Genomic DNA, 26,352 nt, shown 5'->3' with positions numbered 1-26,352 from the left:
ACTACGTTCACCGGACAAATCCGCCGTGAACGTAGTGGAGGCTATCACTGCGACGATCGTCGATCCCTGTGTCTCCACGGGCAGCCGGCAGGTTGTCTTCGGCCCGCGGGAGCTAGGAGATGCTGCGGAAGAAGGTGCGGATGTCGTTGGCGAGTAGCTCGGTGGCATCCATTGCGGGGAAGTGGCCGCCTTCGGGGAATTCGCTCCAGTGGCTGATTGCCTTCCCCGGGTCCATCGCGCGGCGTAGGAGTGGGTGGGTGTTGAACACGGCCCATCCGGTCGGTACGTGGGCGGCCATGACCAGGTCGAGGCCGGAGTGTTCGGCCTCGTAGTAGAACTGTGCGCTCGACTCACCGCTGCGGGTGAACCAGTACAGGCTGATGTTGGTGAGAAGTTGGTCGCGGTCGACCGACTCGTCCGGGGTCTGGTAGATGCCGTTGGTTCTGGTCTTGAACTTTTCGGCGATCCACGCGAGCTGACCGACCGGCGAGTCGGTGAGGGCCGCGCCGATGGTGTCGGGGCGGTGGTTGTGCATCAGGAGGTACCCGCGATCGGCTGAGCCCTCGGTGCGTGCCGCCTCGATCTGGGCGATTTCGTCTTCGGCGAGGCCCTCGGGGTAGGGGAACTTGTCGCCGACCAACCCGAGCAGGAGGGGGTCGATGCCGAGGTGCGTGCCGATGACCCGCTCCGGGTAGTCGGCGGCGAGGCGGCCGGTGGTGCCCGAACCGATGTCGGTGCCGTGGGCGGCGAACCTCTCGTAGCCCAGGCGGGTCATGATCTCGGCATAGGCCTTCGAGGTCTGCGCCAACTCCCAGCCGGTCCCGGACAGCGGGGTGGAGAAGCCGAAGCCGGGCAGCGACGGGATGACCACGTGGAACTCGTCGGTCAGCAGCGGGATGAGCTGCTGGTACTCGACGAACGAGCCGGGCCAGCCGTGGTTTAGGACCAGCGGGGTGGCGTGCGGGTTCGTCGATCTAACGTGGACGATGTGGAACGTCTGACCGTTGACGACCGTCGTGACCTGTTCGTGCTCGTTGAGTTTCGCCTCCTGCGCGCGCCAGTCGAAACCGTCGTGCCAGTACTCGGCGAGTTCCTTCAGGTATGCCAGCGGGATGCCACGGCTGAAGTCGGTGCGGTCGTCACGGCCGGGCACCGGGTTGGGCCAGCGGGTGTGGGCCAGCCGGTTACGCAGGTCGTCAAGGTCGGCCGGTGAGATGTCGATGCGGAACGGGGTGAGTGCGTTGTTCTCGTGCATGACACCGACGGTCTCAGGCAATGCGGCAGGTTAGCTTCCGCGATCGTGGAGAGAGTGGAGAAGGTGTCGGAGACCTCAGCCCGCTCCGGTTCAGGCCGTCCGCCACCTCAACCTGCTGTCGGTGGTCGAGGTTCGGCACATCATCAGCTTGTCGGTGCTGCTTAGTCCCAGTGCGCCGGCCGGCTTGCAGAAGGCGCCCGGGGTTACATCGGGGATAATTGATGGAGATGTGGTCGGGGGTGTGCTGGTGGTGCGGGTGGCCGTCGGCTTTGGCGCCGGGCTCGTCGTGGTCTTCGACGGTGTTGGCTTCGGACGCGGGCTTGTGGTGGTTTTGGGCGGGGCGGGCTTCGGACGCGGGCTCGTCGTGGTTGTTGCGGGCGTCGGGCTGGCCGAGGTGGGTGTGGGGGCGGTGGAGGTGGAGGTCGCGTTGATCGGGCTGGCGCTCGTCGCTGGTCTCGTCGCCGGCTTGTCGTCGTCGAGGGCTGCGCCGATTCCGCCGCACACGCACAGCAGGGCGAGAAAGCCGGCGATCCCACCAAGAGCCCACTTCAGCCACTTTCGGGCCGCTGCTTGGGCAGGGACGCGACCCGACCGGGACGGCCGCTTGGAGTTCTCTACGGGCAGAGTGTGCCGGGTGGGACTAAGAGCGCATATCGGCTAATCCACCCGAATTATTCGTCCTTTCGGTAGTGCCCGCGATCCGGTCCGGGTGCGTCGACCCGGCCGTTGCGCGCGCACCCCCGTGGACCGGCGGGGCGGCTGGGTCGGTGCCGGGCTCGCGTCAGCCGAGCTGGCGGTCGATTTCGGCGAGTTCCTCGGCGGTCAGCTCGAGGTTGTCCAGCGTGGCGAGGTTGGCCTCGAGTTGGGAGACGCTGCTGGCGCCGATGATCAGGCTGGTCATCCGGGGGTCGCGCAGGGCCCAGGCGAGTGCGAGTTGCGCCAGGGATTGGTCGCGACGTTGGGCGATGGCGGCGAGGCCGCGGATGGTGACCAGCCGTTCCGGGCTCACGTCCCGCTCGGACAGGTGGACGCTGGTGCGGACCCGGGAGTCGGCCGGGATGCCGTCGAGGTAGCGGTCGGTGAGCAGGCCCTGGGCCAGGGGGCTGAAGGAGATGCAGCCCGCGCCGACCTCCGCGAGGGCGTCGAGTAGGCCGTCCTCCTCGGTCCAGCGGTTCAGCATCGAGTATGACGGCTGGTTGATCAGCAGCGGGGTGCCCAGGTCGCGCAGGATCGCCGCGGCCCGCCGGGTCTGTTCGGCGGTGTAGTTGGAGATGCCGACGTAGAGCGCCTTGCCGGCCCGGACGACGGCGTCGAGGGCGCCCATCGTCTCTTCCAGCGGGGTGTCCGGGTCATACCGGTGGCTGTAGAAGATGTCGACGTAGTCCAGCCCCAGGCGGCGGAGCGACTGGTCCAGCGAGGCGACGAGGTACTTGCGGGATCCCCACTCGCCATACGGGCCGGGCCACATCAGGTAGCCGGCTTTGCTCGAGATGACCAGTTCATCGCGGTACGGCTTCAGGTCCGTGGCGAGCATCCGGCCGAAGTTCTCCTCGGCGGCGCCCGGCGGTGGGCCGTAGTTGTTGGCGAGGTCGAAGTGGGTGACCCCGAGGTCGAAGGCCCGGCGGACGATGTCCCGTTGCCGATCGAAGGGGCGGTCGGGCCCGAAGTTGTGCCACAGGCCGAGCGAGATCGCCGGTAGGCGGAGCCCGCTGGCCCCGCTGCGCCGGTAGGTCATCTGGTCGTAGCGGGTGTCGGCGGTCTGGTAGGTCACGATCACGAGAGTAGTCGCCGACCTGGTCAGGCCAGTTCGCGGGCGTAGCAGACGGAGAGTGACTCGTCCTGGTACGGGCCGAAGTTCGCGATGCGGTGGTAGCCCTCGCGTTCGTAGAAGCGGATCGCGTCGGGTTGGGCGGGGCCGGTCTCCAACAGCAGGGTCCGTACGCCGGCGGTGCGAGCGGCCTCCTCCAGGGCTTGCAGGATGGCGGTCGCCACGCCGGTGCCCCGGGCGCTCGGTTCGACGTACATCCGTTTGATCTCGGCGGATTCGGCGGAGAGGAAGCGGAGGCCACCGCAGCCGAGCGCGGTGCCGTTGTGGTCGCGGGCGACGAGGAAGACCGGGACGCTGTCGGCGGTGGGTGGGCTGCCGGGCTCGTGGTCGTCGCTGCGGTAGCGTGCGTCCAACTCGGCGCGCTGCGCGGCGCGCAGCCGGGTGCTGTCGGTGGATTCCCACGGTTCGGGGTGGACGGCGACCATCGTGTCCTCCTGGTTCGTAACAAGCGTTACCATAACGTACGCTACGAGAGTGGGGACCGGCGCAGAGGGCGTGGGACCTGCCGGATGGAACCGGACCGGGGAGGGTGGATGGCCAGCCGACGTGACCGGGTTGACCAGCGGCAACGCCTGTCGGCGGCGACCTGGTCAGTGCTCGCCGAACGCGGCCTGCCCGGTCTCACCCTGCGTGCCGTCGCCGAGCGGGCCGGCTGCACCACCGGGATGGTGTTGCACACCTTCGCCGACAAGCAGGCCCTGCTGGTGCACGCGCGCGAGCTGCTCCACCAGCGCACCGGACAGCGGGCCGACATCGTACAGGCCGCCGCCGACACGCCGGGCGCAGCGCTGCGCGCCGTGCTGCTCCAAGCCGCCGCCCCGACGGCGGAGCGCCAGGAGGAGGCACGGGTATGGGTGGGTTTCCTGGCCGCTGCCTTGGCCGACCCGGTCCTGGCCGAGCTGCACCGCGGCTACAACCGCCGGTTCGTTGATCGGGTTCGGGGATTGGTCGCCGCGGTCCGGCCCGACTGGCCCGCGGCGGACTGCTCGTCCACCGCCACCGGGCTGGTGGCCCTGGCGGAGGGGCTGAACACGCTGACCGCCATCGACCCGGCCACCTACTCCGGGGCGGCGCAGCGCGTCGCCCTCGACGCCGCGCTCGCCCGGCTCGGCCCGGCTGCCGCCGACCACCCGTCCGGGTGAACACCGTGCCGGAACGCGACGCGGACCGGCGCGTCGCGGGTTTGACTGGCAGGCGTGGACAGCGCAGGGCTGGGGCGGGCCTACGACGAGTTGCTCGCGGAGGTGGCCGCGGGCGGTTTCGGCCCGGCGCCGCAGGGGCAGCTCGACGCCGAGCAGATCGTCGCCCATCTCGTCGCCAATGACGAGCTGATGATCGAGGCGACCGAGGCGGTCCTCGCCGGCTCGCCGTTCGCCTACTACGACCTGGAGACGATGCACCGGCCCCAGGTCGATGCGCTGGTCGCCGAGCTCGGTGGTCTCGACGGACTGGACGCCCGGCTGCGCACCACCAGTCGGCGGTTGGTAGCCCTGGTTGACCGGCTCGGCCCGGCGGCCGGCACACCGGTCGACACCCATCTACGGGAGGGATACGACCTCGACGTGGACGGCCCGCTGCCCTGGGGGCGGGTGTTGGACCTGCATGCCCGGGTCCACCTTCCCAAACACCAGGCCCAGCTCAGTTTGCTTCGGGTGGCCGAGTAGCCGGTCAGCCGAACTGCCACTGCTGGTCGGGGGCGTCAACGCAGGTGATCTGCCGGATTTCGGTGCCGGCATCGGGTCGACTGCCGCCCGGGTACGCGCACCGGCCGCTGTGTAGCGCCGCGATCAGCACCGGTCCGCCGCCGGTGGGTATGAGCTGCCACTGCTGGTTGGCCTCGCTGTGGCAGGGATACTGCTGCAGCCGCGCCCCGTCGTTGGCGTTGGCGCCCTCCACGTCGAGGCACATGTTCGAGGCCTGGTTGACCAGGCTCACCAGGCCCGGGCCGATGGTGTTGGGAAGCCACCGCTGCCGGGGGTCGTCGCCGCGGCAGTCGAGGAGTCTCGCGGTCGCCTGCGCGCCGTCTCCATCAACGCCCAGGCACCGGCCCGAGGCCACCTGCCGAAACACTGTCGGGCCGGTGGGGATGGCCGGCGGGGAGCTGGCTTCCTCGGTGGGCGGGGCGGAGGTCGGGGAACTGGCCGCCACGGTGGGCGGGGCGGGCGGCTCCTGCGCCGACGGGGCCGATGCGTCGGTTGACGGGGTCGCGGCCACGGCCGGGACGGCGGGAGTGCCACCGCCCCCCGGGCCGCCGAGGACGAAGAATCCCCCGAGTAGGAGGCCAGCCGCGCCGATGAGCGCCGCTCCCCACATCAGTGGATCGCGGGGCAGTCGGGGGCGGGTGGGGCCGGGCCGGCGGTAGACGGTGCCGGCCCGGTCGGGGCGGTGTGCGGAGGCGGACATGCCGGCATCCTGACCTACCAACGGGGGGCGTGGCCACCCGCTCCGGTTGGGTCGCGGCGCCAGCGGGGGCCGGCACGGCCCGGGGTTGACACTTCAGGATCGGCCACCGTGGACGTCCATTGCCTCGACCCCATGTGGGCGTAAAGTGATCTCATGAATGCCGTGCGTGATCATGATCAGGCAGTGGTCCAGCTCCGGCGCTCGTATGCGGCGGTGCGGCCGGGACAGCCGGTTCGGCTCGCCAAGCGCACATCCAACCTGTTCCGCCCGCGCGCGGCACAACGCGCGCCGGGCCTTGACGTCAGTGGCCTCGACGGTGTCCTCCATGTTGACCCGGCGGCCCGCACCGCCGACGTGCAGGGCGTGTGCACGTACGAGGACCTGGTTGACGCGACCCTGCCGCACGGGCTGATGCCGCTGGTGGTGCCGCAGCTGCGCACCATCACCCTCGGTGGGGCGGTGACCGGCCTGGGGATCGAGTCCACGTCGTTCCGCAATGGGCTGCCGCACGAGTCGGTGACCGAGCTGGACGTGCTCACCGGGGCCGGGGAGGTCGTCACCGCCCGGCCGGAGGGGGAGCACGCCGACCTGTTCGCCGCCTTCCCCAACTCGTTGGGCAGCCTCGGCTACGCGACCCGGCTGCGGATCGAGCTGCAACCGATCGGCCGGCGGGTGGCGCTGCACAATGTGCGGTTCAACCGGCTGGAGGAGCTTGCCGATGCGATCGCCGAGGTCATCGCCACCCGCTCGTGGGCTGGCGTGGCGGTGGATGCGATGGACGGGGTGATGTTCAGCCCCGATGAGGCGTACCTGCTGCTCGCCACCTTCACCGACGACGCCGGGCCGGTCAGCGACTACACCGGTCAGGAGATCTACTACCGGTCGCTGCAGCAACGCACCCAGGATGCGCTGACCGGGCACGACTACCTGTGGCGCTGGGACACCGACTGGTTCTGGTGTTCTGCGGCGTTCGGGGCGCAGCACCCGGTGCTGCGCCGGATCTGGCCGGCGCGCTGGCGGCGCAGCGATGTCTACCACCGGCTGGTCCGGTTGGAGCACCGGCATCAGGTGGCCGCACGGATCGATCGGTGGCGCGGCCAGCCGGCCCGGGAACGGGTGGTGCAGGACGTCGAGATCCCGCTGGAGCGGACCGCCGAGTTCCTGCGCTGGTTCGCCACCGCCGTGCAGATGACCCCGGTCTGGCTCTGCCCGTTGCGGCTGCGGGAACCGTCCGGGCCGGGATCGGCCCGGTCGTGGCCGCTGTATCCGCTGCGGCCGGGGCAGGACTACGTGAACATTGGGTTCTGGGGAAGCGTGCCGATCGCCGGGGGCGCCGCCGACGGCGACATGAACCGGGCGATCGAACGCAGGGTGTCGGAGCTGGGCGGGCACAAGTCGCTCTACTCCGACGCGTACTACGACCGGGAGGTGTTCGACCGGCTCTACGGCGGCGACACCTGGCGGGCGGTCAAGGACCGCTACGACCCGGCTCACCGGCTAACCGGACTGTACGAGAAGGCGGTAGCACGAGCATGAGTCTGATCGATCGACACCAGCGGGCGGCGAGCGTCCCCGCGACCCCGTCGCGGGTAGGCCGGGGCCGGACCCTGGCCGACGTGATCCGGGCGCTGACCACCGAGCCCCTGCCGGTACGGATCACCGGGTACGACGGTAGCTCCGTCGGACCGGCCGACGCCGGCATCACCCTCGCCATCCGCTCCCCGCGCGGCCTGTCCTACCTGCTGACTGCCCCGGGTGACCTGGGGATGGCCCGGGCGTATGTCAGCGGTGACCTTGGCCTGTCCGGGGTGCATCCGGGTGATCCGTACGAGGCGCTGCGGGTCCTCAAGGACGAGGTGCGGCTGCGAGTTCCGCCGGTGCCCGAGGCCCTGGCCCTGGTCCGGGGCCTGGGCTGGGAGCGGCTGCTGCCGCCGCCACCTCCGCCCCAGGAGGCGGTGCCCCGGTGGAAGCGGGTGTTGGGCGGGCTGCGCCACTCCCGGATCCGGGACAGCAGCGCCATCTCGCACCACTACGACGTGTCGAACGCCTTCTACGAGAAGGTGCTCGGGGAGTCGATGACGTACACCTGCGCGCTGTTCCGCTCGCCGCAGGACTCGTTGGAGAGCGCGCAGGCGGCCAAGTACGACCTGGTGGCGCAGAAGCTCGCGGTCAGGTCCGGGATGCGGCTGCTGGATGTGGGCTGCGGGTGGGGCGGCATGGTCCGGCACGTGGCCCGGGAGTACGGCGTCCAGGCGCTCGGGGTGACCCTGTCCAGAGCGCAGGCCGAGTGGGCGCAGGCCGCGATCGAGCGGGAGGGGCTGACCGGGCTGGCCGAGGTGCGCTACCTCGACTACCGGGACACCCCGCGGGAGCAGTTCGACGTGGTGTCCTCGATCGGATTGACCGAGCATATCGGGGTGCGTAACTATCCGGCGTACTTCGGCTCGCTCCGGGACCGGCTGCGGCCCGACGGCCGGCTGCTCAACCACTGCATCACCCGCGCCGACAACCGCGCGCCGCACCGTTCCGGCGCGTTCATCGACCGGTACGTCTTTCCGGACGGCGAGTTGGCCGGGCCGGGCCGGGTGGTCTCCGAGATCCACGACGTGGGCTTGGAGGTGCAGCACGAGGAGAACCTGCGCCGCCACTATGCGTTGACGCTCGCGGCCTGGTGCCGCAACCTCGTGGCGAACTGGGACTTCTGTGTCGGCGAGGTGGGCGCGGGAACCGCCCGGGTCTGGGGTCTGTACATGGCCGGATCCCGGATGTCGTTTGAGCGCAACGCCATCCAGCTACACCAGGTGCTGGCGACGCGGACCAGCGCCGCGGGGGTGACGAGCTACCCGCTGCGGCCGGACTGGCTGCCCTGACTCCGGTGCTGCCGGCGGTCGCCGTAAGGTGACCGCCGGCAGCGGCTCCCCGTACCGGTCCCCCGGGCCTGGTGGCCGTTTGGACCAGCGGCCAATAGCCTGGAGCGGCTCGAATGGAACGGGGGAGCTGTGTGGAACCGACGCGTCGTCGTGTTGTTCGCCGTCCTGGTGTCGACCTTCGCGTTGCCGCTCTCGCTGACCGGGGCCTCGGTGGCGTTGCCCGAGATCGGGCGTGATCTCGACGCGGAACTGGCCGGGGTGCAGTGGGTGGTCAACGGCTACAACGCCACCTTCGCCAGCTTCATGCTCGCCACGGGCACCCTGGCCGACCTGTTCGGTCGGCGGCGGGTCTACGCCATCGGGCTTGCGATCTCCGCCGGAGCGGGCTTGCTCGCTGTCGCCGCCGGCGACATCTTCCTGCTGAATCTGCTGCGCGCACTCGCGGGTGTGGGTGCGGCTGCCGCCGCGACCAGCGCGGGGGCGTTGCTGGCCAACACCTTTCAGGGGCGGGCTCGGTTACGCGCGTTCAGTGCCTTCGGTATGGCCATCGGCGCTGGCCTGGCTTTCGGCCCGACGACCGCAGGGCTGCTGATCGACTTTCTGGGGTGGCGGGCCGTGTTCGCCGTACCCGCGTTGGTGGCGGTGGCGGTGCTGCTGCTGGTTCCGTGGCTGCCGGAGTCGCGTCAGCCGCACGCGGGCCGGCTCGACTGGGGCGGAATCCTCTCGTTCACCGCCGCACTACTGCTGTTGATCTTTGGCTTCGTGCAGGGGCCCGCGTACGGCTGGGGTGATCCGAGGATCGTGGCCGCCTTTGCGGCGACGGTGGTCCTGCTCGTGGTCTTCGTCCGGGTGGAGCGATCCCACCCCGAGCCGATGTTCGACCTGACCCTCCTGGCCACCCCGCGCTTCGTCGGTATCTGTCTGGCGGCGGCCACCGTCGTCTCGGTCCTGGTGCCGCTGCTGGTGTATCTGCCGTCGTACCTCACCACGGTGGTTGGGTTGACGCCCAGCGCCGCCGGCCTGACCCTGGTTCTGCTGACCGCACCGACGGTGGCGTTGCCGCTGCTCGCCGGGGCGTTGACCCGGTGGGTGCCGGCGTCGGCGGTGATCGTCGCCGCCGTCCTGACGGTCGCCGCGGGGGCGGCGTGGGCGACGGTGATCGCCCCGACCAGCGGCCCGGCTGACCTGGCCGGCCCGCTGCTCGCTATCGGTATCGGCGTCGGATTGTCCATCGGGCTGCTCGACGCCCTTGCCATCGCTAGCGTCCCGCCGCATCGGGCCGGCACTGGTGCCGGGATGATCAATACGGCGCGGTTGGCGAGCGAGACCGTCGCCATCGCGGTCGTCGGGGCGGTGCTGGCGAGCACCACCGCCGGCCGGCTCGCCGATCCCGGCTTCACCAGCGGGCTGCGGACCGTGCTCTGGGCGATGGTCGGGACGGCGGCGTTCGCCGCGCTGACCGTCGCGGTGCTGGTCCGCCGCGATCAACGCCAACCCGACCAGCCGGGCTTGAGCGAGGGGGCGGGGCGCGGGCTCGGACGGTCGTAGGCTGGCTGGTGAGATTTTCGTCCGCCTACGACCGTCGAAGACTCGCGGGTGGGATCTCGCCAGTGGACAACGAGTGTGGGAGGTCCGGCAGGTGCTCATCGTCGCCGGAAGCATGTATGTCGACCCGGAGGATCGAGAAAGTTACCTCGCCGGGTGCCTTGAGGTCGTGACGGCTGCGCGGGGCGCGTCCGGCTGTCTCGACTTCACGATCAGCGAGGACCTGGTCGAGCCCGGCCGGATCAACGTCTACGAGCGTTGGGAGACCGAGGAGCAGCTGCTGACCTTTCGCGGTGCCGGCCCGACCGAGGAGCAACAGGTGGCGATTCGGGACGCGAAGATCTTTCGATACGAGATCTCTGCCGTAGAGACACCCTGACGCGGCGGGTCCGCCTATCGTCCGAATCACTCCGTCGATCGGGCATATTGTTCGCCGTAAGCCGTCCCTCGCCGGGTTACACCAGAGTTATTCCTGGTGACACCCCGAATGGTGGCCTACGCGGCGGAGGGGTCGGCGTGGCGATGACTGACTCGACGGGTTCGACGTGGCGGTACCGGTGGGCGTACCGGCAGAACGAACGGCGGCGGCGGGTGTTCCGCGCGGCCGACGGGGCGTGGCGGCGGCGGGACGAGGAACTGCGACGCCTGCGGACCCTCGCCGCGGAGTTCGGTGGCTTGGCCGACGCGGGCACCGGTCTTCCGATCGAACTCGACCCCGGAGAGACGGTCTGCTGGGTGCTGCCCGCCGCCCAGTTGGTCGAGGTGCGGCGTGCGGTGGTGCTCCCCGCGCCCGAGCTGAGGGTGACCCTGCAACCCGGCCCGCTGCGCAAGCGGCGCCCGGACGGCGTGCGGATCGCCGACACCGGCATCGCGGTGATTACCAACCGTCGGCTGGTCCTGCTCGGTGGGCGCGGCCGGCGAGACTGGGCGTACGGGAAAATGACCGGTCTGGCCCATGACCCCCGCGCACCGGTGACGATGATCCAGCTGCTTGACCGGCGGCGCGCCTCCGGCCTGCTGCTGCCGCCGGACGCGGCGGCCGACTTCCGGTTCAAACTGAGTGTGGCCTTCGCGGACGCGATCGAGCAGCGGGAGGCGGTGCTCGCCCAACTCGACGAGGCCCTCGCCGAGCACGCTCAGGGCAAGCCGCTTCGCCCCGCCGTCCTCACGCCCGCGCAGGCGCGGCTGACCGGGCTCGTCCTCGGTGGTGCGCGGACGGTGGCGGTCGCTGCCGGGGTCGCCCTGCTGGTCCCGGCGGCGTTGATCGTCTCTGCCCCGTCCGCCCCGTCCGATGCGATCCGGACGGAGGTGGCGGCGGCGACGGCCGGGAACGCGACCGAACCACCAGCCGCTGCCGCCTCGGCTACCGCCTCCGCTGCCGCCGCCACGCCCGCCGGTGCGGCTGCCGCCGCGGCCGGGTCGCCAGCACCGACGCCGATTGCGGCACCAGACCTGTGTGGCGCCCCGACCAATCCGCTGGGGTACGGCTTCTGCGCTGGTGATCCGATCCGGAAGCCGGCCGCCGGGGTGTGTGACTGGTTCGACTGCGTGCCCGGATTCTGGGCCGGCCGTGGGTATCTGGTGCAGTGTGGGAACAGTTCGGTCAGCCTCGCTGGCGGCAGCCCGCGGGCCTGCGGCCAGCACGGCGGTGTCTGGCGCACCATCCGGGCGCTGAGCCCGCAGCCAGGATGAGCCCCCATCGGGGGCCTGTTCCGCCTACCCGCCGAGGCTGTACTCGCCAGTAGGGAAGGGCCGTATCCAATCCCGGATGTGAAACGTTGTTCTGTACGTGACGGCGACCTCACCCCGCCTCGTGCAAGGTCCCCGACCGCCCTGGCGGTCCCGGTGGGCCGACCGGGAGAACGACCGGCGACGGCGTGTGTACGTGGCCGAGGAAGATGCGTGGCGCTGCCGTGCCGATGAGCTGACCCGGCTGCGGGTCGAGGTCGGGCTGCTTGGATCTGGCCCACCGAGGAGCGTGCCGGTGCGACTCTGCCCCGGTGAGGTGGTCCACCGCGTCTTCCCGGCCGTGGAGCTGGTCGAAGCCGTTACCGGGAACGTCGGCCGACTACCCGTGCCCGGACTGGCGGTGGACCTGGCCGGCGCCGACAAGCCGCCGCGTCCACTGCCGCCGGAGATTCGGGCGGTGGAGGCCGGCAGCGGCGTGGTGACCGACCGGCGCGTGATCTTTCTCGGCCGGGACCGACAACGGGACTGGTGGTTCGAGGAGTTGGTCGCGCCGGCGCACCACCGCAGTTCGCCGTTGACCCTGCTGCCCACCGTCAACGGATCCTCGGTGGCCGGGCTGCTGGTGTCGCGTCCGGTGACCCTGACCTTCCGGTTCCACCTCACGCTCGCCTTCGCCGATGGCCTCGGCAACCGAGACGCGGTCGCCGCCTGCCTGGATGAGCTGGTCGCCAAGCACCAGCGCACCCGGCCGACAGCGCCCCCAGTCGCCCGGCCGGAGCAGGCCCCGATGCGGGCTCGGCTGAGTAACCGCCGGTGCGTCAGCGCCGTCGCGGCGGTCGCCGCCTCGGTGGTGGCTGCATTCGTGGTCACCGCCGGGGTGGCGCTGCCGCCGGCCGCGCCGATGGCGGGGCTTGACCGGTCCGAACCCAGCGACGCCTCCGGCCCCGCCAGCCCCGCACCGAGCAGCCAGCCGGTGCCCCCCGCGTCGGCGCAGCCCGATCTATCCACCGTGGTGCGGCCGTCCGCCGTGGCGGTGCTCCCCGCGCCACCCCCCGTTGATCCACCGGTGCCGCACCGCTCCGAGCTGCCGGAGCGTGCCGAGCTGCCGGAGCGTGCCGAGCGGCCGGAGCGTGCCGAGCTGCCGGAGCGTGCCGAGCGGCCGGAGCGTGCCGAGCTGCCGGAGCGTGCCGAGTTGCCGGAGCGTGCCGAGTTGCCGGAGCGCTCCGGGGACGGGCGGGACACCAAATGCAGGTGGCACTGCGGTTCGAAACGCTGGAAGGACCGGTCGCCCTCGGCCGGTCAGGACAGCCGGTCCAACTGGTGGCATTCCGATCGCGACAACGCCGGATGGGACGCGACGGGAGACCGGGACGACGGACGCCCGGATCGGGCGACGAGGCTGTCGTAGCCCGCTGGCAGGGTCCGAGCATGCTGTTGACTTCGCTGGCCGAGACTGATCGAGCTTCTCTGGCCGAGACTGACCGTGCCGCACTGGCCGAGTTCGACCCGGCGCCGCTGACCGACATCGACCGTGCATTCCGGGCTTCCTGGTCGGCCGAGACCTGCGATCCGGTTGACCTGCCCACAGGCCGCGACGAACCCGGCCCGTGGGCAGTGCGGCGTGACGGCGCTCGTGCTGCGTGAGCTGATCGGCGGCGAGCTGCTGTGCGCAGTGGTGCCGCGGCGGGATGGGTCCAAACAGGACATGCACCTGTGGAACCGCCTCCCCGGAGGGGTGGAGATCGACCTGACCCGGGAGCAGTTCACGGTGGACGAGATCGTGTAGGAGCCGGCCGTGCTGCCGCCGGGGCCGCTACGCCGCTGCGTTCAGCAGTACGCGCTACTCCGGCACCGGGTGCGTGGCAGCTCGGCCGACCGACGGACGGGGTGCTTCACGCCTGACCCGGCGGCTGGTAGGTGACCGGCGTCTGCGCTGCTTCGTCGATCTCCTCTGGCGTAATCAGCGGGATGACCTCGGCTCTCACTCCCCCGCTCGCCTGGGCGGCGATGCCGAGCGCGGCGGTGGTCATGTTGTCCGGCACCTCGCAGGAGACGAAGAGGTCGTGTTTGCCGATCGCGAAGTACAACGACTCCACCCGCCCGCCAGCGTTCTCGATCAGCGCCCGGACCACCTCTGCCCGTACCGTTCCACCCTGCTCACCCAGCCCCGCCACCCCCTGGACGGTATAGGTCGCTTGGAAGAGATATTTCGCCACGCCCGCACCACCTTTCAGGGCACCCGCGGCCCGCCCCCTTGGTACCCGCTCGCCACCCGGATACGCCTCAGCCGCCTGGCTGTTCGCGGACCGGGTGGCGGCGGAGGGCCGCGGAACTCACGGTCGGGTCCGCGGTCCCGGACAAAGGCGGGTGCGGGTCGCCGTGTCGTACGCCGGGTGGCTCACCGCTGCGCGGATGGTTGCTGTACGCCGTACTGGAGTAGGACGGTGTCGGCGACGCCGGGCCAGTAGTTGGAGAACATCGCGTAGGAGTTCGCGCCGAGCAGTACGGTGTCGGCTGCCTGGATCCGCTCGAGGTTGTAGGTGCCGAAACAGTTCTCCATCGGCACTGTCACGCCGCTGCCGGGGCCGTCGTAGAAGCCGTCCATCGACATGGCACTGACCACGATGAGCTTTCGCATGTCGCTCCCTTTGGTGCTCGTTTGCGGCTGCCGGGAGGGGAGGGCGTAGCCTGGGCCCGCGCCTCCGCTCGGTCGTCCTGGTTTCGCGGGTGGGACGGAGCGGGGGCGGGGATTTCGACATCGCCGCCCGGGGCGGCCACGCCGTGACGAGGAACACCTGCCGGCGGGCTTCAGGGAGCGTCAAATTCGACGGCGGGCTGTCGGTGGAGAGGGCTAGTCTTCCTGCGGTTCCGCTCGTTCCTGGCCACCCGCTGCCCGTGGCGGGCGCCGTGGCGTGCCTGCAGCAACCTCCCTTCGGTCGAACCGACATCAGGAGAATCCGTGACACAACAATCGGTCGCGTCCCCCCAGCCGGGCGCGACATCGGACAAGCTTGACGCCGCGGTGCTCAAGGTGGCGGGCGTGGTCGTGCTCGGCGCGATCATGGCGATCCTCGACGTGACGGTGGTCAGCGTCGCGCTACCGACCTTCCAGAGTGAGTTTGACGCGTCCTACGCCCGGGTCGCGTGGACGATGACCGGCTACACCCTCGCCCTGGCCACGGTGATTCCGCTGAGCGGGTGGGCGGCCAACCGGTTCGGCACCAAACGCCTCTACATGATCGCCCTGGCCCTGTTCACCATCGGGTCCGGTCTCTGCGCCACCGCCGACACGATCAGCGAGCTGATCGCGTACCGGGTGCTGCAGGGCCTCGGCGGCGGCATGCTGATGCCGATCGGCATGACGATCATGACCCGGGCGGCGGGGCCGCACCGAATCGGCCGGTTGATGGCCGTCCTGGGCATCCCGATGTTGCTCGGTCCGATCGGTGGGCCGATCCTTGGCGGCTGGCTGATCGACGTGGCCAGCTGGCACTGGATCTTCCTGATCAACTTGCCGATCGGGCTGCTTGCCCTGGTCTACGCGCAGCTGGCCCTCCCGAAGGACGCTCCGGAGCCGTCCGAGTCGTTCGACTTCCTCGGCATGCTGATGCTCTCCCCGGGGCTGGCGCTCTTCCTCTATGGCGTCTCCACGCTGCCCGAGGTGGGCACCTTCGCCGACCCCGAGGTGTGGGTGCCGATGCTGATCGGCGCCGCGCTGGTGGTCTCCTTCGTCTGCTACTCGTTCAAGCCCCGGCACCCGCTCCTCGACCTGCGGCTGTTCCGGAACCGCCGGCTGGCCGTGGCGTCGGTGACGATGTTCGTGTTCATTATTGCGTTCATGGGCGCCGGTCTGCTCTTCCCGAGCTACTTCCTGCAGGTTCGCGGGGAGTCGACCCTGCACGCCGGCCTCCTCATCGCGCCGCAGGGCATCGGTGCGATGGTGACGATGCCGATCGCCGGGACGCTCGCCGACCGGGTGCCGGTGGGGCGAACGGTGCCGTTCGCGTTGGTGCTGATCGCCGCCGGGTTCTTCACCTTCACGCAGGTCGGTCCCGACACCTCGTACCTGTTGATCTGTGGCTCGTTGTTCGTCATGGGTCTGGGCATGGGCGGCACGATGATGCCGATCATGACCTCCGCGCTGCGGACGCTGACCGGGCCGGAGGTAGCCCGCGGCTCCACCCTGTTGAACATCATTCAGCAGATCGGTGGTTCGGTCGGCGCGGCGGTGATGTCGGTGATCCTCACCAACGAGTTGAACGGATCCCGGCAGATCCCCGGCCTGACCGGTCCGAACGGTGAGCCGGTCACCGAGGCGGGCCTGGCGATCGCCGCCCAGCGGCAGCCGGAACTGGCCCAGCAGGTCCCCGACCCGACACTCATCGAGCGCGGACTCGCCTTCGCCGCCGACTCCTTCGCCACCACGTTCTGGGTGGCCTTCGCGCTGGTGCTGGTCACCTTCGTCCCGGCCGCGTTCCTGCCGCGGCGGCGGGAACGGTCGCAGTCGCGCGACGACCAGCCGGACGCATCGAGCACGCCGGTGGTTGTCCACTGAACTCCGGTGTCGGGGTCGTCGCGGCGACCCCGACACCGGGGCATCGCCCGGGTCTACCGGGACTGATCACCACGTTCGCCTCGCGGGTGCCACGTCCCCGTCGCGCCACACCAGGCGGTGATAGCCCGGCCCGCCGCCACTTAGCCGGTAACGTCGGCGCCGCCGACGAGGGGAGGTGCCAGGTGGCGCGCGGTGGTGTCTTCTGCGTCGAGGGCCAGTGGCACCGTGACCTCAACGAGCGCGGTTCCGTCCTACCCACCCTGGAACTGTTGGAGCGGCTGAGCCGGATCCGGTTTATCCACAAGGACGCGGCGACACGGGACGAATTGTTCTATTTCGTTGACCGTTGGCTGCTCAAGCAGTACGCCGACTACCGGGTGGGCTTCTTCGCCACCCATGGGGAGCCCAGCCGGCTGCGCCTGACCGACTGGGAGTCGGTGGCCCTCACCGACGTGGCCGAGCTGATGGCTGGCCGCTGCGAGGGACGGCGCCTCTACTTCGGCAGCTGCTCGGTGCTGCGGGCCAACGATGCCGTGCTGCGAGCGTTCCTGGAGTCCACCGGTGCGGCTCTGATCTGCGGCTTCACCCGGGAGGTCGACTGGGTGGAGTCCGCCGCCTTCGAGACCGTCCTGCTCGACGTGCTCGCCAACGGGCAGCGGCACAACGCGGCCGAGCTGCGGATGGGCTCGGCGCACTGGGCGCCACTCGCCTCGTACCTCGGCTTCCGGGTGATCTACGCCAGTGGCCGTGCCTGGCGCCCGCCGGTCCGCCCCCGGGTGCCCGTTCAGCCCGCCCGTCCGCCGCGCCCGCCGACCATCAGGCCGGCGGTAACGGGTCAGTAGGCGGCGGTGAAGCGGGTGTTCTCGTGCCGTGGGTTCTCGATCTCGTCAACGATCGCGACGGCCATGTCCTGGTAGCTGAGGACCGACCGGCCCTCGTGATCGGTTACCGGGTGGTCCCCGCCGGTGCGGTAGTGCCCGGTCCGGGCGCCGGGGTGGAACTCCAGCGGCGGTGGCGAGACGTACGTCCAGCGCACCCCGTCGGCCGCGGACCGGTAGTACGCCAGGGCGTCGGCCTGGCCCAGCGCCGCGTCCCGGTACTCCTGGGGAAAGTCGGGCTCATCCAGGAACCGGCCGCCGCGCGGGGTGCAGAGCGTGGCCCCGCCACCCAGGTGGATGATCCGGGGCGGGTTCGGCGTCTCGCGTACCGCGCTGACCAGCGTTCGCGCCGCGTCGAGCCAGAGGCTGCGTTCCCCGCCACCGATCGCCACCACCAGCGCGTCCGCCTCCGGGGCCAACTCCCGTACGCTCCGTTCGCTGGTCGCGTCCCCGGTTACCACCTGCACCCCTGCCGGTAGGTACGAGGTGGCCTCTGGCCGGCGTACCGCGGCGGTGACCCGGTGCCCGCGGTGGAACGCCTCCTGGGCGATCTGGGAGCCCGCGGTTCCGCCCGCCCCGAAGACGACGATGTTGCCCACGCCCCCAGGCTAGGGATACCGCCCGGCCACCGCCCGGGGAACGCTGATCTCGACCCGGGTGGCCACGCCGAAGCCCGGCAGCGGAGCGTCGCTGCTGTGCCGGTTCGGCCGGTCGTTGTTGTCGGTGCCGGTTAGTAGCCTGGCGCGATGCTGGATCAGCACGATGGGGAAACCCTCCGCGACGAGGATTGGTATGGCGAGGAGATCGCCGATCGGCACTACGTCGGCTGCCGTTTTGAGCGGGTCGACCTGACCGAGGCGACCACCCGTGGCGCGCTCTTCACCGGGTGCACGTTCGGCAATGTCAGCTTCAACGCCTCCCGACACGTCAACACGGCCTTCACGCGCTGCGTCTTTCGCCGCTGCAACTTCTTCGCCGCCGAGTTCACCGGCTGCAAGCTGGTCGGCAGCACCTTCGACCAGTGTGACCTGCGGCCGTTGACGATCGTCGGTGGTGACTGGTCATTCGTCGCGCTTCCGGGCGCCGACCTGCGTGGTGCGCGCATCGTTGACGTCCGGATGCGCGAGGCCGACCTGACCCGAGCGGATCTGAGCGGTGCGACGGTCACCGGGGTCGACCTGTCCGGGGCGCAGTTGCAGCACGCCAAGCTGTCCCGCGCCGACCTGCGCGGCAGCGACCTCACCGACCTTGATCCGATCGAGGTTGAGCGGGCCGGGGCGATCGTCAGCGCCGAGCAGGCGGTGGTGTTGGCCCAGGCGATCGGCTTTCGGATCGGCTGACCGGAGCCGCCCGGCCGCAGTGCCGCGCTGACTGGAGCCGCCCGGCTTCCGCCGCGCGGACCGGGCGAACCGGTCGGTGGCCGCGGGACGGGATAGCGTAAGAGCAACAGATCGATCGTGAAGGATGGGAGTCGTTGATGGCCGAGCAGGTGCAGGACAGTTCCACGGACTGGGTGGCCGACCACATCGCGCGGTACGAACGAACCGATGGCGCGGACGGGCACGAGTGGCAGCCCGGGGTGTTCACGCTGCTGCTGACCACCCGGGGGCGGCGGAGCGGTTCGCTGCGGCGTACCGCGCTCATCTACGGCCGCGACAGCGACGCGTACCTGCTGGTCGCCTCTCAGGGCGGCGCGCCGAACAATCCTTCCTGGTATCTCAACCTGCGCGACGATCCGCGGGTCGAGGTGCAGGTCGGTGCGGAGCGGTTCACCGCCCGGGCGCGGGTGGCGAGCCCGGCGGAGAAGCCGCGAATGTGGGCCACGATGGCGGCGATCTGGCCGGATTACGACAACTACCAGGCCCGGACCGACCGGGAGATCCCGGTGGTGGTCCTCGAGCGGAGCTGACCGTCCCCCGGCATTAGCACGGTGGCCCCGATCGGTGGGCTGAAGCACTGGTTTTCACCCGATCAGGTACGGGGTGGCGGCCCGGGATGACGCAGGCCCCGCCAGGGGGCACCGTTGGCGTGCGGGACCCATCGCGGTCCCGGGCCATGGCGGCGATCGCCGCCGGTTCCCCGGCCCCATCTGCGGCCGGTGGCGAATCCCAGGACCACGAGGAGCTCCGCCATGCTGACCATGACCGACAACGCCGTGTTGGTGATCCGAGACCTCGCCAATCAGCAGGACGTCGCGAATGACGGCGGGGTCCGGATCGCCGCCGACCCGGAGGAGGGCTCGCTCACGGTGCAACTGGTCGAGGGCCCCGTCGCCGGTGACCAGGTGGTGGACAACCAGGGCGCCCGGATTTTCCTCGACTCGGACGCGGCCGAGCTGCTCGGGGACGCCGCTGTGGACGTGACCGTTGACGAGGAGGGCATCGTGCAGTTCGGCTTCACCGAGCAGCCGTGATCCGAGCTTCCCTCGGTGTGTTGGGGCGCCCGACCGGAGCCGGCGCAGCCCGTTGACGGGCCCTACACCCGAGCGCCCCACCGCTGCGCAGGCGGCGGTGGGGCAACGGGCGCACGGTGCCGTCCGACCCGGATCGGTACGTCGCCGCACTCTGGCCGTCTCCCACCAGCGCAGCCGTACGGCGGTACACCAGCGGGGACTTGGCGAGACCGGATCAGTACGGCCGGGCTGGAGGCCGAAGGGCCGGTCGGCAGACTCTTCCCGCCCAGCGCAGGCGCAAACGGCGGGACCGCGGCGAAGTGCGGACCGCGCCGAACCGGCCTGACCGTCCGAGGTGCGGACCGCGCCGAACCGGCCTGACCGGGCGGGTTCGGGGTATCCGCGGTAGGTGGACCAGCCGACGATTTCCGACTACGGCTTCCTGTCCGACTGTCGCTCCGGCGCGCTGGTCGGCCGGAACGGCTCCATCGACTGGTGGTGCCCGGATCGGTTCGACTCTCCCGCGGTCTTCGGGCGGCTCCTCGACCCAGCGGCGGGCCACTGGCGGCTGGCGCCGGTTGGCGCGGACCGTCCCGGGTGGCGGGTGGAGCGCGCGTACCGGCCGGAGACCCTGGTGCTGCGTACCGTCCACCACACGCCGCAGGGGAGCGTCGCGGTCACCGACGCGCTCGCCGCCGAGCGCGGGGCGCGGGGGCACCAGCTTGGCCTGAACTCGCCCGCGGTGTTGCTCCGGTGCGTCGAGGGGCTTTCCGGGCGGGTCCGGCTGGCGTCGGACTTCGCGCCCCGCCCTGACCACGGACTGCTCACCCCGTACCTGCACGACCAGCCGGGCGGGACGGTGTCGGCCGTGGCCGGCGCGACGGTGGTGGAGTTCTGTTCGGACTCGCTGACCCTGTGCGCCGGGACGGACCGGGTGCATACCGAGTTCGAGGTCGCCGCCGGCGAGACTGTCGGCTTCGCCGCCGGCTACCGGCCAGCGTACGGTGCGCCGTCGGTGCGGCTGGATCCGTCGGCCATGCTGGCCGAGACGGTGCAGGCGTGGGAGGCATTCCGGGAGACCCACCGGTACCAGGGGTGCTACCCGGAGCTGGTGCGGCACAGCGCGGTCGTGCTCACCGGGCTCACCTATGCCCGCAGTGGCGCGGTCGCCGCGGCGCTCACCACCTCCCTGCCGGAGCAGCTCGGCGGAGACCGCAACTACGACTACCGGTACGCCTGGCTGCGCGACTTCTCGATGACGCTGCGCGCCCTCTGGGTGGCGGCCTGCCCGGCGGAGGCGTCCCGGTTGTTTACCTGGGCGGCGCATTCGATCGGCCGGGTCGGCGCTGAGCCGGTGCCGGTGCTCTTTGGGCTGGCGGGGGAGCGGGACATCTCCGAGCATGTCGCGGAGCACCTGCGCGGGTATGCGGACAGCCGCCCGGTGCGGTTCGGCAACGACGCCTGGCGGCAGCGGCAGCTCGACGTACCCGGTGAGGTGGTGGCGGCGGTGTGGCGCCTGCACCACCTGCTTGGCGATCCCCTCGACTATGAGGTGCGCGAGATGGTGTGCGGGCTGACCGAGCAGGTCGCCGAGACCTGGCGGTTGCCGGACCGCGGCATGTGGGAGACCCGGGACGTTGATCGGCACTACCTGTCGTCGAAGGTGCTCTGCTGGGTGGCGCTGGACCGGGCGGTGGCGTTGGCGCCCCGGCTCGGTGAGCGCGCGGATCCCCACCGTTGGGCGACGATCCGTGACGAGATCCGGGACACCGTGCTGCGGTCGGGATGGAGTGCGCGGGCCGGCGCGTACACCGGGGCGTTCGGCTCCGACGAGCTGGACGCCTCCGTGTTGTTCCTGCCGGTCGTGGGCTTCCTTCCGGCCACCGATCCGCGGATGCGGGCCACGATCGACGTGGTGGAGCGGGTCCTGGGTGCCGGGGGTGGGCTGATCCGGCGGTGGGAGACCGACCCGGCCGGCTTCCTGCTCTGCACCTTCCTACTGGTCGAGTGCCTGGTGCTGGCCGGGGAGCGGAAGCGTGCTGGGGCGCTGTTCGAGCGGGCGGCCGGGTACGCCAACGATGTCGGGCTGCTCAGCGAGCAGATCGACCCGCACACCGGCGCGCAGCTCGGCAACACCCCGCAGGCCCTGTCCCACATCGGTTTGATCAACGCCGCCTGGCGGCTGACCGATCCGACCACCGACTAGGGGCGGGCCCGGCGAGTTGCCGGGCTTTCGCCGAGTGTCCGGCGACAGCCGGACACTGGTGTGGGTCGATTGCTCCAAGTAATGTCTTGCCTCCAACGCGTGCCCCCGACTCCTCCGGAGGCGTACACCACCATGGGTGGCTTCCCCCTGCGTATCCTCGTCGTCGGTGCGGGTCTCGCCGGTCTTGCCGTGGCCCGGGCGCTGCAGCTGGCGGGTTTCCGACCGGACCTCATCGACAAGCTTTCCCCCGGTGACCTGGTGGACAGCGGCCTCTACCTGCCGGGCAACGCTGACCGGGCGCTGCGCCGGCTCGAACTGGACGGCCCGGTCCGCCCGCTCGGCCAGGTGATCCGCCGACAGTACTTCCGCGACGCCACCAGCGCGCCGCTCTGTGAGGTCGACCTCGACGCGCTCTGGTCCGGAGTTGGTGAGTGTCGGGCGTTGCTCTGGAGCGAGCTGCATCGCGTCCTGCTCACCGGTGCCGGGGGAGCCGTGCGGTACGGAGTTGGGCTCGACGCCGTTGACCTCTTCCCGACGACCGTCGGCATCACCTTTGCCGACGGTGACGCCGCCGAGTACGACCTGGTGATCGGCGCTGACGGTCCGCGATCCGAGGTCCGCGCCCTCGCCGCCCTGGGCGGTCCGCCCCGCCGCACCGGTCAGGTGGTCTACCGTGCCGTGGTCCGCGACGGCCCACCGGTAGCGGAGTGGACCGCGTTGCTCGGCCACCGGGCCGGCTTCCTGATCGTTCCGGTCGGCCCCGGTCGGCTGTACTGCTACGCCGACGAGAGCGGTGCCGTCGCGCCGGCCGACCCGATGGCCCGGCTCGGTGAGTTGTTCGGCGACTACGGTGGACCGATCCCCGAGGTGCTGGACTGTCTGGAGCAGGTGCATGCCACCGTGACCGAGGAGGTCGAGCTGGGCCGTTGGCACCGGGGCCGGGTGCTGCTGGTCGGGGATGCCGCGCACGCCACCGCGCCGACCCTCTCGCAGGGGGCCGCGATGGCGCTCGAGGACGCCGTCGTGCTCGCCGAGTCGCTGCGGAGGTCGACCGGTGACATCGACGCGGCCCTGACGGCGTACGAGAGCCGCCGCCGCCCGCGGACCCGCTGGGTGCGGGACCGGACCCGAGACCGAAACCGGACCCGGGACGTCTCACCGGCGTTGCGGGACCCGTTGCTGCGCGGGCGGGGTGGGCGCATCTTCGGCGAGCACTACCGGCTGCTTCTGGGGCCACTGTGAGCCCACTCGGGTGCTCTCCCCGAGGCGGGGTAACGGACATGCGACCCGGGTCCGGGCAGACTACCCGGCCACCCCACGCAGCCGGGCCACCTGTCGGGGACTACCATCCTTGCGGATGACGGCCGCTTACCGCACAGCGCGCCGAGCGGGACAACCCAGAACCGGAGGCCACTCGTGACCACCGTCGCACCCAAGCCGGTCGTGACCCGGCCCTGGCCGGTCCGAGAGCCGGTTCAGGGGTCGGCTTTCGCGCGGCTGCTGCGCACCACGGACGCGAAGCAGATCGGGATCATGTATATGGTCACCGCGTTCGCGTTTTTCATGATCGGTGGGCTGATGGCCCTGATCATGCGGGCCGAGCTGGCGCGGCCCGGGCTGCAGTTCCTGTCGCCCGAGCAGTTCAACCAGCTGTTCACGATGCATGGCACGATCATGCTGTTGTTCTTCGCGACGCCGATCGTCTTCGCCTTCGGCAACTATCTTGTGCCGATCCAGATCGGCGCCCCGGATGTTTCCTTCCCGCGGCTGAACAGCTTCGCCTACTGGCTCTTCCTCTTCGGCGGCACCCTGACCACCGCCGGCTTTATCACGCCGGGTGGCGCTGCTGACTTCGGCTGGTTCGCCTACACCCCGCTGAGCAGCGTGGAGCACTCGCCGGGCGTGGGCGCCAACATGTGGGTCGTTGGTCTGGCGATCTCCGGTCTGGGCACGATCCTCGGCTCGGTCAACATGATCACCACGATCCTGACCCTCCGCGCCCCCGGCATGACCATGTTCCGGATGCCGATCTTCACCTGGAACATGCTGGTCACCAGCCTGCTGGCGCTGCTGATCTTCCCGCTGCTGGCCGCCGCGCTCTTCGCGCTCGCCGCCGACCGCATCCTCGGTGCCCACGTGTACGACCCGGCGACCGGTGGGCCGCTGCTCTGGCAGCACCTCTTCTGGTTCTTCGGGCACCCCGAGGTGTACATCATCGCGCTGCCGTTCTTCGGCATCGTCTCCGAGATCATTCCGGTCTTCTCCCGCAAGCCGATCTTCGGCTACAAGGGCCTGGTCGCCGCGACCGTCGCCATCGCCGCCCTGTCGATGAGCGTCTGGGCGCACCACATGTTCGCCACCGGTCAGGTGCTGCTGCCCTTCTTCAGCTTCCTGAGCTTCCTCATCGCCGTCCCCACCGGCATGAAGTTCTTCAACTGGATCGGCACCATGTGGCGGGGGCAGATCAGCTTCGAGTCACCGATGCTCTTCGCGGTCGGCTTCCTGGTCACCTTCCTCTTCGGTGGTCTCACCGGGGTGCTGCTGGCCAGCCCGCCGCTGGACTTCCACGTCTCCGACTCGTACTTCGTGGTGGCCCACTTCCACTACGTGCTCTTCGGCACGATCGTCTTCGCCGTCTTCGCCGGCATCTACTTCTGGTTCCCGAAGATGTTCGGCCGGATGCTCGACGAGCGGCTGGCCCGGGTGCACTTCTGGCTGACCATGGTCGGCTTCCACACCACCTTCCTGGTGCAGCACTGGCTCGGTAACGAGGGCATGCCCCGGCGGTACGCCGACTACCAGGCCATCGACGGCTTCACGACGCTGAACATGATCTCCACGGTCGGTGCGTTCATCACCGGCATCTCGACGTTGCCGTTCATCTACAACTGCTGGAAGTCGTACAGGACGGGTCCGGTGGTTGAGGTCGAGGACCCGTGGGGGCACGGCAACTCGCTGGAGTGGGCGACCAGCTCGCCGCCGCCGTTGCGGAACTTCGACCGGATGCCACGGATCCGCTCCGAGCGGCCCGCGTTCGACCACAAGTTCCCCGAGCTGGCCACCGGGCAGACCACCCTGGCCGCCGCCCCGTCGGAGGGCGGGGTCAAGCTACTGACCAAGGAAGCCGACGGTGGCGCCAGCCACCAGGAGGACGTGGCGAGCGACCGAGACCGCCACTGACGCTGCGCGTACGCACCGACGACGGGCGCCGCTCCGGGGAGTACCCGGGCCGGCGCCCGTCGTCGGTTTCCGATCAGGGCGCCGGCCGGCTAGAAACCCCCGCCGGCGTCCCCTCCCCGCCAGGAGGGCCTGCTAGGAGGGCCTGCTAGGAGGGCCTGCTAGGAGCCCGCCGGGATGCCCCCGGGCAGCCTGCCCGGTACCCGCCGCCGGGGCGACCGCCCGCCGCCGCCGGGGCGACCGCCGGGCGTCGGGCGATGCGCAAGGCCATGCAGTCGGCGATGAAGGTGCTCAAACAGCGTGGGTCAACTCGGGCGTAGGAGCGGGGGTCGACGCTTCGGCTTCCCGGCGGCGGCGCAGCTGCACCGGGAGCACCGCCAGCGCGACCAGGGCACCGACCGCGCCGGTCACGGCGAAGCCCCAGGCCGGCGCGGACGCGTCGATGACGGCTCCGGCCAGCGGGGCGCCGACTGCGACGCCGACGGTGATGGCGGAGCCGTGCAGCCCCATCGCCTCACCGCGGGCGTCCGCGGGTGCCAGTCGGCTGGCCGCGTCCGAGGTGGCGGCGATGGTGGGGGCGCAGAGCAGGCCGGCGGGGATCAGCACCAGGCTGAGTAGCCACCAGTTCGCTCCGGCCAGCCCGACCGGGATCGTGGCGATGCCCAGCGCCGCCAGCAGCACCAGCGGAGACGGGGACCGGGTGATCGCCCCGTACGCGAATCCGCCGATCAGCGAGGCGAGCGCCCAGATGCCCAGCACGACGCCGGTGAAGCCCACGTCGCCGTTGTCGCGCAGGACCGCGATCACGGCCACGTCGGTGCCGCCCAGCACCACGGTGGCGGCGGCGCTGACCGCCAGCACGGCGACCATCCGGGCGGTGAGCCACTCCCGCAGCGGCACCTTACGTCGCGGAACGGCCGCTTCGCTGGCGCCCCGGACCGGCGGGTTGAGCAGGAAGAGCCCGATGCCGGCGGTGACGATGGCGGCGCCCACCAGGTACAGCGTGGTCCGGGCGGAGATGGTGGTGACGGCGAGGGTGGCCAGGGCCGGCCCGATCATGAAGGCCAACTCCACCGACACCGAGTCCAGCGCGTACGCGGGCCGGCGCTTCTCCGCCGGCACGATGGCCGCGATGGACTGGCGGACCACCGCGAAGATCGGCAGCGCCAGCGAGCCGGCGAGGAAGGCGGCCGGCAGCAGCAGCGCGTACGGCAACAGCGGCGCGGTGGACCAGAACACCGCTTCGGCGACGGCGGTCAGCACCAGCACCGGCCGCAGGCCGCGCCGGTCGATCAGGCGCCCCAGCAGTGGGCCGCCGAGGGCTGCGCCGACGGTGATCGCGGCGCCGACCAGCCCGGCGGCGGCGTAGCCTCGGTCGAGGTCCTGGACGACGTAGAACGTCAGGGTCAGACCGATCGTGGTGAGCGGGATCCGCGCGAGCACCGCCACGATCAGTAGGGCCCGGAGACCGGGCAGGGCGAGTGCCGCCCGGTAAGGCTTCAGGTTCACGTCGGTCCGTACCTCCGGGGACATCCTTGCCCGTGGGTCCGGCAT

At 70.7% G+C, this 26,352-nt stretch carries 25 protein-coding genes and 2 pseudogenes; 18 read left to right on the top strand and 9 right to left on the bottom strand.

Annotated elements, in window-relative coordinates; genetic code table 11:
- Nucleotides 1-112: 112 nt before the first annotated feature.
- Nucleotides 113-1,255 (bottom strand): epoxide hydrolase family protein, encoded by a 1,143-nt coding sequence (locus K228_RS0112050; RefSeq protein WP_025618665.1) that lies wholly within the window; start codon nt 1,253-1,255, stop codon nt 113-115.
- A 121-nt stretch (nt 1,256-1,376) separates the two neighbouring features.
- Between K228_RS0112050 and K228_RS0112045 the strand changes: the two genes are divergently transcribed.
- Nucleotides 1,377-1,916 carry a hypothetical protein gene (locus tag K228_RS0112045; RefSeq protein ID WP_025618664.1) on the top strand — a complete coding sequence of 180 codons (540 nt, stop codon included), beginning with the start codon at nt 1,377-1,379 and terminating at the stop codon, nt 1,914-1,916.
- 120 nt (nt 1,917-2,036) lie between these two features.
- Here K228_RS0112045 and mgrA read toward each other — a convergent pair whose 3' ends face one another.
- Together mgrA and K228_RS0112035 are read right to left on the bottom strand one after the other, a co-directional pair.
- On the bottom strand, nt 2,037-3,032 hold the full coding sequence (gene mgrA / locus K228_RS0112040) for an L-glyceraldehyde 3-phosphate reductase (RefSeq protein WP_025618663.1): 996 nt from the start codon (nt 3,030-3,032) through the stop codon (nt 2,037-2,039).
- A 20-nt stretch (nt 3,033-3,052) separates the two neighbouring features.
- A complete protein-coding gene (locus K228_RS0112035; RefSeq protein ID WP_025618662.1) occupies nt 3,053-3,508 on the bottom strand; it encodes a GNAT family N-acetyltransferase in 456 nt (151 codons plus the stop codon).
- Between the two features lie 108 nt (nt 3,509-3,616).
- Between K228_RS0112035 and K228_RS0112030 the strand changes: the two genes are divergently transcribed.
- Both K228_RS0112030 and K228_RS0112025 read left to right on the top strand, forming a co-directional pair.
- Nucleotides 3,617-4,225, top strand: coding sequence for a TetR/AcrR family transcriptional regulator (locus K228_RS0112030; RefSeq protein ID WP_025618661.1), 609 nt, complete (start codon nt 3,617-3,619; stop codon nt 4,223-4,225).
- Between the two features lie 54 nt (nt 4,226-4,279).
- The gene (locus K228_RS0112025; RefSeq protein WP_025618660.1) at nt 4,280-4,747 is read left to right on the top strand and encodes a hypothetical protein; all 468 of its coding nucleotides are present in this window, start codon (nt 4,280-4,282) and stop codon (nt 4,745-4,747) included.
- 4 nt (nt 4,748-4,751) lie between these two features.
- Here the strand turns inward: K228_RS0112025 and K228_RS0112020 are convergent, their stop codons facing one another.
- Nucleotides 4,752-5,486 (bottom strand): RICIN domain-containing protein, encoded by a 735-nt coding sequence (locus K228_RS0112020; RefSeq protein WP_025618659.1) that lies wholly within the window; start codon nt 5,484-5,486, stop codon nt 4,752-4,754.
- Between the two features lie 153 nt (nt 5,487-5,639).
- On the opposite strand from K228_RS0112020, the gene K228_RS0112015 reads away from it, so the two are divergent.
- The 7 genes and pseudogenes from K228_RS0112015 to K228_RS30165 all read left to right on the top strand — a co-directional run bounded on the left by K228_RS0112015 (nt 5,640) and on the right by K228_RS30165 (nt 13,492).
- Nucleotides 5,640-7,022, top strand: coding sequence for an FAD-binding oxidoreductase (locus K228_RS0112015; protein ID WP_025618658.1), 1,383 nt, complete (start codon nt 5,640-5,642; stop codon nt 7,020-7,022).
- Complete coding sequence (locus K228_RS0112010; protein WP_025618657.1) at nt 7,019-8,356, top strand: class I SAM-dependent methyltransferase; 1,338 nt, start codon at nt 7,019-7,021, stop codon at nt 8,354-8,356. The genes K228_RS0112015 and K228_RS0112010 overlap by 4 nt, the downstream gene beginning before the upstream one ends.
- Before the next feature lie 129 nt (nt 8,357-8,485).
- The gene (locus K228_RS0112005) at nt 8,486-9,904 is read left to right on the top strand and encodes an MFS transporter (RefSeq protein ID WP_025618656.1); all 1,419 of its coding nucleotides are present in this window, start codon (nt 8,486-8,488) and stop codon (nt 9,902-9,904) included.
- Between the two features lie 73 nt (nt 9,905-9,977).
- The gene (locus tag K228_RS0112000; protein WP_025618655.1) at nt 9,978-10,280 is read left to right on the top strand and encodes a putative quinol monooxygenase; all 303 of its coding nucleotides are present in this window, start codon (nt 9,978-9,980) and stop codon (nt 10,278-10,280) included.
- A gap of 137 nt (nt 10,281-10,417) precedes the next feature.
- A complete protein-coding gene (locus tag K228_RS0111995; protein WP_025618654.1) occupies nt 10,418-11,593 on the top strand; it encodes a hypothetical protein in 1,176 nt (391 codons plus the stop codon).
- Between the two features lie 193 nt (nt 11,594-11,786).
- Nucleotides 11,787-12,998, top strand: coding sequence for a hypothetical protein (locus K228_RS0111990; protein ID WP_033776816.1), 1,212 nt, complete (start codon nt 11,787-11,789; stop codon nt 12,996-12,998).
- A 20-nt stretch (nt 12,999-13,018) separates the two neighbouring features.
- Nucleotides 13,019-13,492, top strand: a pseudogene (locus K228_RS30165) (YunG family protein).
- Here K228_RS30165 and K228_RS0111980 read toward each other — a convergent pair.
- Both K228_RS0111980 and K228_RS0111975 read right to left on the bottom strand, forming a co-directional pair.
- Entirely contained in the window at nt 13,483-13,806 is a 324-nt protein-coding gene (locus K228_RS0111980) for a GYD domain-containing protein (protein ID WP_025618652.1), read from the bottom strand. The pseudogene K228_RS30165 and the gene K228_RS0111980 overlap by 10 nt on opposite strands.
- 230 nt (nt 13,807-14,036) lie before the next feature.
- A pseudogene (locus tag K228_RS0111975) lies at nt 14,037-14,228 on the bottom strand (dihydrofolate reductase family protein); the annotation flags it as partial.
- Nucleotides 14,229-14,549: 321 nt separating this feature from the next.
- On the opposite strand from K228_RS0111975, the gene K228_RS0111970 reads away from it, so the two are divergent.
- Both K228_RS0111970 and K228_RS0111965 read left to right on the top strand, forming a co-directional pair.
- Nucleotides 14,550-16,145 (top strand): DHA2 family efflux MFS transporter permease subunit, encoded by a 1,596-nt coding sequence (locus K228_RS0111970; protein WP_025618650.1) that lies wholly within the window; start codon nt 14,550-14,552, stop codon nt 16,143-16,145.
- A gap of 182 nt (nt 16,146-16,327) precedes the next feature.
- Nucleotides 16,328-16,987, top strand: a complete 660-nt coding sequence (locus tag K228_RS0111965; protein ID WP_025618649.1) for a DUF6642 family protein — start codon at nt 16,328-16,330, stop codon at nt 16,985-16,987.
- Here K228_RS0111965 and K228_RS0111960 read toward each other — a convergent pair.
- Nucleotides 16,981-17,622 carry an NAD(P)-dependent oxidoreductase gene (locus K228_RS0111960; protein WP_025618648.1) on the bottom strand — a complete coding sequence of 214 codons (642 nt, stop codon included), beginning with the start codon at nt 17,620-17,622 and terminating at the stop codon, nt 16,981-16,983. The two genes, K228_RS0111965 and K228_RS0111960, sit on opposite strands and share 7 nt — an antisense overlap.
- A gap of 9 nt (nt 17,623-17,631) precedes the next feature.
- A complete protein-coding gene (locus K228_RS28275) occupies nt 17,632-17,784 on the bottom strand; it encodes a hypothetical protein (RefSeq protein ID WP_155251572.1) in 153 nt (50 codons plus the stop codon).
- On the opposite strand from K228_RS28275, the gene K228_RS0111950 reads away from it, so the two are divergent.
- The 6 genes from K228_RS0111950 (at nt 17,770) to ctaD (ending at nt 24,801) form a co-directional block, all read left to right on the top strand.
- Entirely contained in the window at nt 17,770-18,363 is a 594-nt protein-coding gene (locus K228_RS0111950) for a pentapeptide repeat-containing protein (protein WP_025618647.1), read from the top strand. The genes K228_RS28275 and K228_RS0111950 overlap by 15 nt on opposite strands.
- Before the next feature lie 137 nt (nt 18,364-18,500).
- Nucleotides 18,501-18,932: a nitroreductase family deazaflavin-dependent oxidoreductase gene (locus tag K228_RS0111945; RefSeq protein ID WP_025618646.1), complete on the top strand. Its 432-nt coding sequence runs from the start codon at nt 18,501-18,503 to the stop codon at nt 18,930-18,932.
- A gap of 222 nt (nt 18,933-19,154) precedes the next feature.
- Nucleotides 19,155-19,436 carry an adhesin gene (locus tag K228_RS0111940; protein ID WP_025618645.1) on the top strand — a complete coding sequence of 94 codons (282 nt, stop codon included), beginning with the start codon at nt 19,155-19,157 and terminating at the stop codon, nt 19,434-19,436.
- Between the two features lie 388 nt (nt 19,437-19,824).
- Nucleotides 19,825-21,621, top strand: a complete 1,797-nt coding sequence (locus K228_RS0111935; RefSeq protein WP_025618644.1) for a glycoside hydrolase family 15 protein — start codon at nt 19,825-19,827, stop codon at nt 21,619-21,621.
- A 132-nt stretch (nt 21,622-21,753) separates the two neighbouring features.
- Nucleotides 21,754-22,863 (top strand): FAD-dependent monooxygenase, encoded by a 1,110-nt coding sequence (locus tag K228_RS0111930; RefSeq protein ID WP_025618643.1) that lies wholly within the window; start codon nt 21,754-21,756, stop codon nt 22,861-22,863.
- A gap of 174 nt (nt 22,864-23,037) precedes the next feature.
- Entirely contained in the window at nt 23,038-24,801 is a 1,764-nt protein-coding gene (gene ctaD, locus K228_RS0111925; protein ID WP_025618642.1) for an aa3-type cytochrome oxidase subunit I, read from the top strand.
- Between the two features lie 288 nt (nt 24,802-25,089).
- On the opposite strand, the gene K228_RS29175 is transcribed toward ctaD, so the two are convergent.
- Entirely contained in the window at nt 25,090-26,331 is a 1,242-nt protein-coding gene (locus K228_RS29175) for an MFS transporter (RefSeq protein WP_025618641.1), read from the bottom strand.
- Nucleotides 26,332-26,352 lie beyond the last annotated feature (21 nt).

Source organism: Salinispora cortesiana (assembly GCF_000484695.1).
In the GTDB taxonomy this organism is placed as follows: domain Bacteria; phylum Actinomycetota; class Actinomycetes; order Mycobacteriales; family Micromonosporaceae; genus Micromonospora; species Micromonospora cortesiana.
The sequence above is the reverse complement of the archived record's forward strand: the minus strand, read 5'-3'. Positions and strand labels throughout refer to the sequence as shown.